Source organism: Halorubrum californiense DSM 19288 (genome assembly GCF_000336875.1).
In the GTDB taxonomy this organism is placed as follows: Archaea; Halobacteriota; Halobacteria; order Halobacteriales; family Haloferacaceae; genus Halorubrum; species Halorubrum californiense.
The window spans coordinates 1-10,114 of sequence record NZ_AOJK01000022.1; the positions used below are offsets into that span (position 1 = coordinate 1).

Here is a 10,114-nt window from a genome sequence, read left to right on the forward strand (position 1 = left end):
CCCAGCTCCTCGACGTCTACCGACTCCTGCCCGAGGCGGTTGCTGACGATTTCGAGGTTGCCGGCCGCGACGTTGAGCGGGCTCCGAAGGTCGTGCGAGACGAGGCTGGCGAACTCCTCCAAGCGGTCGCGCTCGCGGGCGACCTCCGCCTCGCGCCGCCGGAGCTGCCGCTCCCGCTCGATGCGGACGAGCACCATCGTCACCGTCGCCGCCCAGATCCGCGCCACCGCGAGGTCGGAGTCGTCGAAGGCGCCCGTGGTGGTGGCGCCGACGTTCAACACGCCGTACCGGCCGAGCGGGACGACGAGCTCGCTGCGGATCGTCGCGTCGTCGCTGTAGCGGTCGGGGTCGTCGCTGACGTCCGCCACGTAGGTCGGCTCGCCGCTCTCGAAGACCTCCCAGGTGATGCTCCGCCCGTCGGCGTCGAACGTCGGATGGTCGCCGACGACCGCGTCGGCGGTGTCGGTCCAGACGATCGGTTCGAGCGCGTCTTCCTCCTCGTCGTACAGCCAGATCGCGGCGATCGGGTGGCCCAGCACGTCGTCGACGTACGCTACCGCCGCCTCGGCCGCCGCCTCCCTGTCGGTCGTCTTCAACAGCTCTCTGGTCGCCTCGTGGAGGGATTCGAGCGTCTCCGTACGGCGCCGGAGCGCCAGCTGTCGCGTCCGCTCGTTCGAGACGTCTATCGCGGTGACGACCGCGTACGGGTCGCCGTCGAGCTCGAAGGCCCCGACGCTGACGCGGACCGGGACCGCGACGCCGTCACTCCGCCGCACGACCAGCTCGAACCCGTCGGCGAGCGACCGCGACTCCCCGGCGCACACCGTGTCGATCAGCGCGTCCACGTCGTGCCGGGAGTCGTCGTCCGCCCCCTCCGCGCTCGTCGGGTCCGGGGTGACCGCGGAGTCGACGGTATGGTCTCCCGAGTCGGTATCGAGCGTCGCTATCGACGCGGACTCGTCCCACTCCAACCCGGACGGGTTCTCGAGGACGTCGTCGATCGGGCGTCCCGCGAGGGCCGCCGGATCCAGTCCGAACACCGCCTCGACGCTCGGCGTGCCCGCGCGGACGACGCCGTCGCCGTCGACGACGAAGGTCGGGTCGGGCGTCGCGTCGATCGCCTCCGGGAAGCGGTCCATGGTCACTCGTCCGTCGGCTCGTGGACGTGCCCGCACTCGGGGCAGCGCACCTCCTCGCCGCGGAGGTCCGCCGAGGAGGCGCGCACGTCGCGCATCACCTCGCTGATCTTGTCTTCGGCCTCCAGTTCGTCGGCGACCGCGAGGTCGACGCCCTCGACTTCGAGGAGGAACTTCGCGACCTCCGTCACCTCGTACATCATCTCGTCGAGATCCTCGGCGGTGAAGAAGCCGGACATCGCGCCGTAGAGGAACGTCGCGCCCGCCTTCGTCACCTTCTCCTCGAAGGAGTAGCGCGCCTGGTTGACCGCCTGCGGGGTGTACGTGTCGGTCATGAAGGGGACCAGTTCCGGGAGGTTCTCGCCGATCTTCGTCATCTCGACGCCCGTCTCGGTGCGGAAGTCGGCACAGAGCCGCGCGATCGCCCACTCTCGGGCCGTGATGTACGTCCGATCGCGGAGGAACTCGTTGACGCGCTCGTAGCGCGCCCCGTCCATCTTCTTGAACCGCTCGTACTTTTCGACGTCTCGCGGCACGTCGTCGTCCCCTTCGTCGGTGTCGGTCGCGGCCGTGTTCCCTTCGGCAGTCGCGGTCGCGTCCGTGTCCTCTTCGGCAGTCGCGGTCGCGTCCGTGTCCTCTTCGGCAGTCGCGGTCGCGTCCGTGTCGCCGCCCCCCGGCGGGGACCGGTCCTCGGCCGCATCGCCGGTCTCGTCCGTCGACCCGGCCGGCGAACCGGTGTGATCGCTCATACCTCCGAAACCTCGCGGGCGGACAAAAGGCTTGTCGGTGGCCGCCCGCTCGGAGATCCACTTTTGTATCGTCGCGTGGACGGGTGGCACATGAAGGTGCTTTGCGGGATCGGCGGCAGCGACGACTCGTTCCGCGCGCTCGACCGAACGGTGGAGCGTGCGGCGGTCGCGAACGACGACCTGACGATCGCGGTGGTCGACAACGAGGACTCCTCGGTGTCGCCGGACGAGGTCGTCGAACGCGCCGAGGCGGCGGTCGACGAGGTCGAAATCGACGCCGAGGTGCGGCGGGTCGAGGGCGACCCCGGGAGCCGACTGGTCGAGATCGCGGAGACGGAGGCGTTCGAGGAGATCGTCCTCGGGGGCGGCCACACCAGCCCGATGGGGAAGATCACGATCGGGTCGATCGCGGAGTTCGTCCTGCTCAACGCGAAGACATCGGTCACGCTGGTCAGATGAGCGACCGAGGCTACCCGGACGCGGTGGCGGACGAGTTCCCGCCGCCGCCGACCGCGTTCACCGACCGCGAGGACCGCGAGATCGAGATCCGACCGTACGAGGGGGACGACGAGGTCCGCGAGTCGCTCGTCGAGATGTACGACGCGTTCGACCCGGCCGACCGCGCGCAGGGGATCCCGCCGGGCGGCGAGGAGCGCATCCGCGAGTGGCTCGACGCGATCCTCGGCGGCGACTGCTACAACGTGATCGCGTGGTGCGGCGACGATGCCGCCGGCCACGCGACGCTCGTCCCCGACGGCGACGCCTACGAGCTGGCGATCTTCGTCCACCAGGAGTACCAGCGCGCCGGTATCGGCACCCACCTCATCCGCGGGCTGCTCGGGCACGGGCAGGCGAACGACGTCGAGAAGGTGTGGCTCACGGTGGAGCGGTGGAACCGCGCCGCGGTCTCCCTCTACAAGAAGATCGGCTTCGAGACCTCCGACGCCGAGAGCTTCGAACTGGAGATGGGGCTGCGGCTCAACGCCGACGAGGCGTCCGCGGCGGAGTCCGGCGAATCCGCGGCCGCCGACGAACCCGACGGCGACCAGTAGCGTTGGCCGGAATGTTCAAGCATTTACGGGCGGCCCGCGACCGCTCCGGTATGAGTCATCGAATTCTGCTGTTGGGGGCGCCCGGCGCCGGAAAGGGGACGCAGAGCGCGAAGCTGGCCGACGAGTACGGCGTCGAGCACGTCACGACCGGCGACGCGCTCCGCGCGAACAAGGAGATGGAGACGGAGTACGGCACGCCCAAATCGTTCATGGACGCTGGCGAACTGGTCCCCGACCCGGTCGTTAACGAGATCGTCAAGGCCGCGCTCGACGACGCCGACGGGTTCGTCCTCGACGGCTACCCGCGCAACCTCGATCAGGCGGAGTACCTCTCTTCGATCACGGACCTCGACGCCGTGATCCTGCTCGACGTCGACGAGGAGGTCCTCGTCGACCGGCTCACCGGCCGCCGCGTCTGCGACGACTGCGGCGCGAACTTCCACGTCGACTTCCAGCCGCCGGCGGAGGCGGGCGTCTGCGACGAGTGCGGCGGCGAACTGATCCAGCGCGAGGACGACACCGAGGAGACCGCCCGCGAGCGCCTCCAAGTCTTCTACGACAACACCGAGCCCGTCGTCGACCACTTCCGCGACGAGGGCGTGCTCGTCGAGGTCGACGGCGAGGCGACCCCGGACGAGGTCTTCGCCCGGATCCGCGACGTCGTCGAGAACTGATCTGCGACGCTGTCGAGAGCTGATCCGCCACGCTGTCACGAGCCGATCCGCGTCGTCGACGGGGGTCCATTCGGGACGCTGTCGAGAGTTGACCCGGGCGGCGATCCTACAAGGTTCTTAACCGTCGACCGCTAATCAGCCGCTAATGAGCAAAGTCGAACGGCGAGTCCGCTCGTTGGTCCGCGAGGACGGCGAGATGCGGGACGCCATTCAAACCGTCCTCGACAACGCCAGCGGCGGCGAGGTGCGCTGGGTCGACGTTCGAGACAACATATCGAGCGGGCAGTGGGGCCGGCTCATCGAGAAAGAGATCCTCGTCGACGGCGAGGAGGGGTTCGCGCTGGCCGACCGCGAGGGGATCGAGGCCGGCATGGAAGACGACGACTCGGGCGACAGTGACGCCGAGACCCCGGAGACGACCACGTGGTCGAAGTGGGACAAGCTCGCCGGGGTGGCGACGCTCGGCGCGTTCGTCGGCTACGCGGTCGGACCGGTCCGAAACGCGATCGCCGGGGGGATCGACGTGGTCCTCGGGCCGCTCCTGAACCTGGTCCCGTTCTACGTCGTGATCATGGTCATCGCGCTCGGGACGGGCCTGTACTCGACGCTGCTGCGCGCCGGGCTCATGGACATGGAGAAGATGGGCGCGTACCAAGACCGGATGAAAGACATTCAGGAGCGCCGGAAGGAGGCCGAGAAGCGCGACGACGACGAGGCGCTCGACGAGATCCAAGAAGAGCAGATGGAGGCGATGGGCGACCAGCTCGGCATGTTCAAAGAGCAGTTCCGCCCGATGGTGTGGATCATGTTCCTCACCATCCCCGCGTTCCTCTGGATGTTCTGGGTGATCGGCTACCGCGGGTCGGAAGCCGCGTACCCGGCCGTCGCGGACCAGGCGCTCGTCGTGCCGCTCGCCGGGAGCGTCACTTGGGACACGGGCATCGTCGGCCCGATCCAGATGTGGATCCTCTGGTACTTCCTCTGCTCGATGGCGTTCACGCAGCTGGTCCAGAAGAGCCTCAACATCGAGATGTCGCCGTCCTCCTCGTAGGCGGCACGCACGACTTGCGCCGGTTTCCCCGGGTCCTCACTCCCGCTCTGTGAGGAAGGCGTCCACTTCCTTTCGCGACGGAATCGACCCCATCCCGCCGACCGACCGGACCGACAGCGCGGCGGTCGCGTTGCCGACCGCGAGCGCCTCGCGGAGGGCGTTTCCGTCGTCGATCCCGGGGGTCTCCCCGGCGTCCCCCGCGAGCCGCGAGAGCAGTCCCGCGGTGAACGCGTCGCCCGCGCCGGTCGCGTCGACGGCCTCGACCGCGAAGCCGCCGTGTCGGACCGTCGCGGCGCCCCACGGGGCCGCGTCCGAACTGACCGCGAGCGCGCCGTCGCTCCCCAGCGTGACGACCGCGGTGTGCGGGCCGAGCGCGAGCAGGTCGCGGGCCAGCTCGACCCCCTCGCTCGTGGAGAGCCCCGCGGCCGCGATGTCCTCGTCGCTACAGAACACGACGTCGCTCTCAGTGACCGCCTCGCGAACCGCGGTCGACACCGTCTCCGCCGCGCCGTCTGGCACGAGGTCGGAGCGGTAGTTCACGTCGAACGAGACCGGGCAGCCGGTGGCGCTCGCCGCCGAGAGGAGCTCGCGGGTCGCCGCCCGTCCCCGCGGGTGCGTCAGCGCCACGCCGCCGAGGTGGACCCACGGCGGCGCGCTCGCGTCCGCCGGCGACCCCGCGGCGTCGGCGTCGCCCGTCAACGTCCCGACCGGCACCGCGTCCGGGTCGAATCCGAACGTCGCATCGCGGGAACCGTAGAAGCCGAACTGGGGGCCCTCCGCGCCGGGCGGCGACACCACCGCGAGGGTCGTCTTCCCCGGGACGCGCTCGACGTGGGTCTCCGGGATCCCCTCCGCCGAGAGCGTCTCCGCGAGGAAGTCGCCGAACGCGTCGTCGCCGAGTCGCGTCCAGAACGCGGGCGGCGAGCCGAGCCGCGCGAGCCCGACGGCGACGTTGGCCGGCGCGCCGCCGGGGCGGTGGGCGTAGCCGTCGACCTCGCGGAGCGTCTCGCCCGCGTCCGGCACGAAGTCGACGAGCGTCTCGCCAGCGACGAAGACGTCGGTCATCGGCCTACTCGGCTGCTTCGGCCTCGTCGGGGTCGCTTTCTTCGGTCTCGACTTCCTCCGCCTCGACCGCCTCCGCGACCGCCTCGAACGCCGCGAGGATGACGCGCTTACACGCCTGTCCCTCCGTGCTCCAGTGGTGGGCGTAATCGAGCATGTCGTCGTAGATGTCGGGCTTACAGCCCGCCGCTTGGGGGTGGCCGCCGCCGTTCACCCGGCCGGCGACCTCGTGGGCGTGGCGGAAGTCGTCGGAGCCGCGGATCGACGCGGAGCCAGCGGGCTTGACGACCACGGCGGCGTCCGCGCCCGCCTCGCGGAGCCCCTCCGCCACCTCGTTCTGCGAGCAGCGGCCGTAGGTGACCGCGACGCGCCAGTCGCCGACCTCGTGGGTGACCGCGCGGTCGACGGCGAGGTCGATTCTGGCCTCCTTCTCGACGCGGCGGTCCTCGACGAACGACCGCACCGTCTCGGGGAGGTCGACGCCGTACGCGCCGATCACGGCCGCGTACTCCTCGGCGCCGGCCCAGTACGAGTAGTCGGCGAGGTCGTCCGAGCGCGGGTCCTCCTTGATCCAGAGGTCGTGGTCGCGTGTGACTTCGGCGAGTTCCGCCCAGCGGTCGTCGAACGCGTGGTCGAGCGATCGCAGCGTCACGTCCGCGGTACACTCCTCGTCGGAGTCGCCGACCACGAGGTCGACGCCGGCCTCGCGGACCGCGGCCGCGGTCGCGTCGTCCCACTGGTGGTGGTCGAACCAGCGGATCGCGTCGCTCGACTCCGCCAGCGCTTCCAGCGGCTCCGCGATCCACTCGTAGTCGTCGGGACAGAGGTCGCAGACGAACAGGTCGATCCCGTCGTCGGCGTACGCCTCGACGCGTTCGAGCGCGGTGTCGATCGAGTACGGGCCCGCCGAGAGCAGTCCGACCGGCGACTGCGCGTGGGCGTCGTCGAGGGGGTCCTCGTCGCTGTCGGTCTCGGCCGGCTCGTCGCCCGCACCTTCGTCGCCCTCGCTCTCGCCTTCCAGCCGCGCCGCGATGGCGTCCACGAAGGGGGCGACGTCGAGCGCGGCGTCGTACGTCTCGCGGATCATCGCGGCGCAGGCGAGGCCGTCGGCGTCGCCGTCGGCGATCACGATCGCCTCGCACCCCTCGATCGTCTCACGTGCTCGTCGCTCCGCGCGCTCGTCGTCCAGCGAGTCGGGGTAGAAGAACCCTTTCCCCGGGAGCTTCGTGTACCGGGACCGGGGTGAATCCCCCGCGTCGATGAGGTCGTCGTCCATACCGTCGGGGCGGGCGGCAGCCGGAAAACTCCGCCGCTCTCGCGGCGAGCGGTGGTCGCGAGGGAGGCGGGCGGCCGCGCCGCGTCGACGCCGTCAGATCGTCGTGCGCCGCGGGTCCTCCTCGGTCAGCTGTCGCACCGTCAACACGGGGACCGGGCAGGTTCGGACGACGCGCTCCGCGACGGAGCCGATGAGAAAGCGGTTCTCGCCGTGGCGCCCCCGCGTGCCCATCGCGACGAGGTCGGCGTCGACCGACCGGGCGTACGAGTCGATCTCGGAGGCTGGGCGGCCCTCGCGGACCTCGATGGTCACGTCGAGGGCGTCGTCGCGGTCGCGCGCGGCGTCGGACACGCGGTCGAGGGCGTCGCGTCCCTCGTCGTCGAGGGCGTCGCGGAGGTCCTCGCGGACCGTGTCGGGCGACGACTCCACCTCGCCGGCGTCGACGACGTACACCGCGTGGACCTCGGCGTCGAACCGCGCCGCCACGTCGACCGCGACCGAGACGGCCCGCCGGACGCTGTCGGAGCCGTCGGTCGCGACCACGATGGTGTCGAACATGGCCACCCGTTCGCCGCAACGATACCTAAAACCCGGCGGTCGGCGGAGGGGGCCGCAGTCGGTGGGCGCGCTGGCGCGACGACGAAGACACGATTAATAAATGATCGAACTGGGCGGCGGCGCGTGCCTGCGAGCGGCCGCCACCGGCGGCCGCGAAGCCAGCACGCGCGAGGTCGCCGGCGCTACGCGCCGGCTGCCAGAGGGACCGGAGGTCCCTCGCTGGAGTCGCGAACGCCCGGAGGGCGTGAGCGACGAGGCTGGGGAGGCGTGAGGCGCGGGGCGGTGCTGTGCGGGGTGGGACTCAAAGGGGCAGCCGCGAGGCGGTCGCAGGCGATGTAAGCACCGCAAGGAGTGAGCGAAGCGAACGACTGAGGAGCGCAGCGAGCGTGCGACCGCCTCGCGGCTGGGGCTTTGGAGGTCTTCACCGCCGATCTGCCGGCAGCTATTTATAAACGAGCGCTTGGGTCTTTGGCGGTGTCCGCCGCCGAACCGGCGCCGGCTATTTACAAAAAATCTTCGCCACTCTGTCTCCGTTACGCTAGGAACACGTGGCGCGGGCGGTCAGCGAGCACGTCGCGACCCCACTGAACGGTCTCGGAGAACTCGTCGGAGCGGAAGAACGCCATCGCGTCCTCCTTCGCGTTCCACTGGCTGGCGATGAACATGTCGTTCTCGTCTTCGACGTTCACCATCAGGTCGGTCTCGACGTGGCCGTCCATCTCCCCCAGCAGGTCGCCGACGTCGTCGAAGGTCTCGACGAACTCCGTCTGGTAGTCGGGCTTCACGGTGTAGAACATCCCCATCGTGCCGAAGCCGGACTCCTCGCCGGCCCGGGCGACGATGTCCGGTAGTTCAGAGAGGAAGCCGCCCGCAGTCTCCGCCGCCGACGCCGTGTCCCAGATGGAGACGACCGCGGCGCGGTCGGTGTGGCGGCCCTCGTACACCGCGGTCTTGACGTGCGTGCCGTAGTGGTCGAAGTTGCCGCGGAGCCCCTCGACCTCGTCGAACAGCTCGTCCACGTCGGCCTCGCTGTACAGCACCGTGGCGTACACGTCCTCGCCGTGGGGCTTCCCGGCGTAGATGTCGAGGTCTGCGAGCTCGCCGCGGATGTCCTCGTCCGACGCCCCGTCGCCGCCCTCGCTGCCGTGGCCGCCGTCGCCGCCGGCCTCGTCCTCGCCGTGGGGGTGGTCGCCCTCGCCGCCGGCCTCGTCCTCGCCGTGGGGGTGGTCGCCGTGAGCGGGGCCGCCGCCCGCGCCCGAGCGGTCGTGTCCCTCGCCGCGGCCGTGCGTGTCGTCCCCGTGGTGGCCGCCCTCACCGTGACCGCCGCCCTCGCCGTGGCCGCTCCCCTCGCCGTGGGGGTGCCCGGCGCTGTCGTCTTCAGGCACGCGGCCGGTCGGGACCGTCTCGCCCGCGAGGAAGGCGTCGAGGTCGCGCGGCGGGAACCGGCGGCCCACGTAGAAGTCGTCGAACTCGCCGTACCGCGAGGAGGCGGGGTCGAACCGCATCTCGTAGACGATGTCCTTGATATCGGTCGGGTCCGCGCCGAACAGCGTGACGCCCCACTCGTGGTCGTCGAAGCCGACCGAGGAGGCGATCACCTGCTTGATCTTCCCGGCGTACTCCTTGCCGACCTCGCCGTGGCCCGCCATCAGGTCGGCGCGCTCCTCGAACTCGAGGTCGTACCAGTTGTGCTCCTCGCCGCGGCGCTTGCTCATCGGGTAGAAGCTGACGTACTCGTCGTCGGGGATCTCGGGTTTCAGCTTCCCCTCGATGTACCGGCGCAGCCCCTCGTCGACGGCGTCCGCGCCCTCCTCGAAGTAGTCGTCCGAGACGTATCCCGACACCTCGGTGACGGAGACGTAGGAGGTCTCGCGCTCGGTGAACTTCGCGAGCGCGGTGTCCTCGAACCGGCGCTCGATCGCGGAGAGGTCGTCGAGCGACGGCCGGAAGTGGAGACAGAGGAAGTCCGCCTTGTGTCCCAGCACGGAGAACAGCGCGGACTCGCCGTCGTCGGCGTCGGCGATCAGCTCGCGATGTTTCAGGAAGGCCTCGCCCTCCTCGATCGCCCGCTCTCGTTCGGACTCGGGCGCCTCGCGCCAGGCGTCCCAGTCGATCGAGCGGAAGTCGTGAAGCGAGAACCCCCCTTCGGCGGTCTGTGGAGCCTCGACCATACTTTGGGTTCGGGCCCCGCGACTTAGGGGTTTGCGGGTCATCCCGAGACACGGTAATCAGCCGGACCGTCCCCGGTCGTGTCCGAGCCGAAGACGGCACGAGTGGATTCGAGTTTCCAGTCGCTCGGTGATACGGTTTTGTTTATAAGCGACCGATCGACACGACCACTCCCGAAGCCCCAGTCGCGAGGCGGGCGCACGCTCGCTGCGGTCCTCACTCGGTCGCTCACGCTGTTCGCTCCCTCGTTGTGGTCCTTGCGTCGTCATCAGAACGCGCAGCGTTCTGATTAGCTCACGAGAGCTTAGTACCTAGCGTAACTTTTGAAGATAGTCACCGAGGTGATCATCGATCCAAGAGGCTGCGAAACTAATCTGAGCTGTAAGC

10 protein-coding genes are annotated in these 10,114 nt (G+C 69.9%); 4 read left to right on the forward strand and 6 right to left on the reverse strand.

Annotated elements, in window-relative coordinates; all coding sequences use genetic code 11:
• Nucleotides 1-1,145: GAF domain-containing protein (locus C463_RS04510; RefSeq protein ID WP_049905526.1), on the reverse strand; the 1,145-nt coding region annotated here is incomplete at its 3' end.
• A complete protein-coding gene (locus tag C463_RS04515; protein ID WP_008441463.1) occupies nt 1,142-1,885 on the reverse strand; it encodes a DUF5806 family protein in 744 nt (247 codons plus the stop codon). The genes C463_RS04510 and C463_RS04515, both read right to left, overlap by 4 nt.
• 90 nt (nt 1,886-1,975) lie before the next feature.
• On the opposite strand from C463_RS04515, the gene C463_RS04520 reads away from it, so the two are divergent.
• The 4 genes from C463_RS04520 to C463_RS04535 all read left to right on the forward strand — a co-directional run bounded on the left by C463_RS04520 (nt 1,976) and on the right by C463_RS04535 (nt 4,662).
• On the forward strand, nt 1,976-2,344 hold the full coding sequence (locus C463_RS04520) for a universal stress protein (RefSeq protein ID WP_008441464.1): 369 nt from the start codon (nt 1,976-1,978) through the stop codon (nt 2,342-2,344).
• Nucleotides 2,341-2,937 (forward strand): GNAT family N-acetyltransferase, encoded by a 597-nt coding sequence (locus tag C463_RS04525; protein ID WP_008441465.1) that lies wholly within the window; start codon nt 2,341-2,343, stop codon nt 2,935-2,937. The genes C463_RS04520 and C463_RS04525 overlap by 4 nt, the downstream gene beginning before the upstream one ends.
• A gap of 50 nt (nt 2,938-2,987) precedes the next feature.
• Nucleotides 2,988-3,611 carry an adenylate kinase gene (locus C463_RS04530; RefSeq protein ID WP_049905525.1) on the forward strand — a complete coding sequence of 208 codons (624 nt, stop codon included), beginning with the start codon at nt 2,988-2,990 and terminating at the stop codon, nt 3,609-3,611.
• A gap of 145 nt (nt 3,612-3,756) precedes the next feature.
• Nucleotides 3,757-4,662 carry a DUF106 domain-containing protein gene (locus C463_RS04535; protein ID WP_008441467.1) on the forward strand — a complete coding sequence of 302 codons (906 nt, stop codon included), beginning with the start codon at nt 3,757-3,759 and terminating at the stop codon, nt 4,660-4,662.
• A gap of 36 nt (nt 4,663-4,698) precedes the next feature.
• Here C463_RS04535 and C463_RS04540 read toward each other — a convergent pair whose 3' ends face one another.
• The 4 genes from C463_RS04540 to C463_RS04555 all read right to left on the reverse strand — a co-directional run bounded on the left by C463_RS04540 (nt 4,699) and on the right by C463_RS04555 (nt 9,729).
• Nucleotides 4,699-5,727, reverse strand: a complete 1,029-nt coding sequence (locus C463_RS04540) for a carbohydrate kinase family protein (protein ID WP_008441469.1) — start codon at nt 5,725-5,727, stop codon at nt 4,699-4,701.
• Nucleotides 5,728-5,731: 4 nt separating this feature from the next.
• A complete protein-coding gene (locus tag C463_RS04545) occupies nt 5,732-7,000 on the reverse strand; it encodes a DHH family phosphoesterase (RefSeq protein WP_008441471.1) in 1,269 nt (422 codons plus the stop codon).
• Nucleotides 7,001-7,093: 93 nt separating this feature from the next.
• A complete protein-coding gene (locus C463_RS04550; protein WP_008441477.1) occupies nt 7,094-7,558 on the reverse strand; it encodes a universal stress protein in 465 nt (154 codons plus the stop codon).
• A gap of 533 nt (nt 7,559-8,091) precedes the next feature.
• A complete protein-coding gene (locus C463_RS04555) occupies nt 8,092-9,729 on the reverse strand; it encodes a heme-binding protein (protein ID WP_008441478.1) in 1,638 nt (545 codons plus the stop codon).
• Nucleotides 9,730-10,114: the final 385 nt, after the last annotated feature.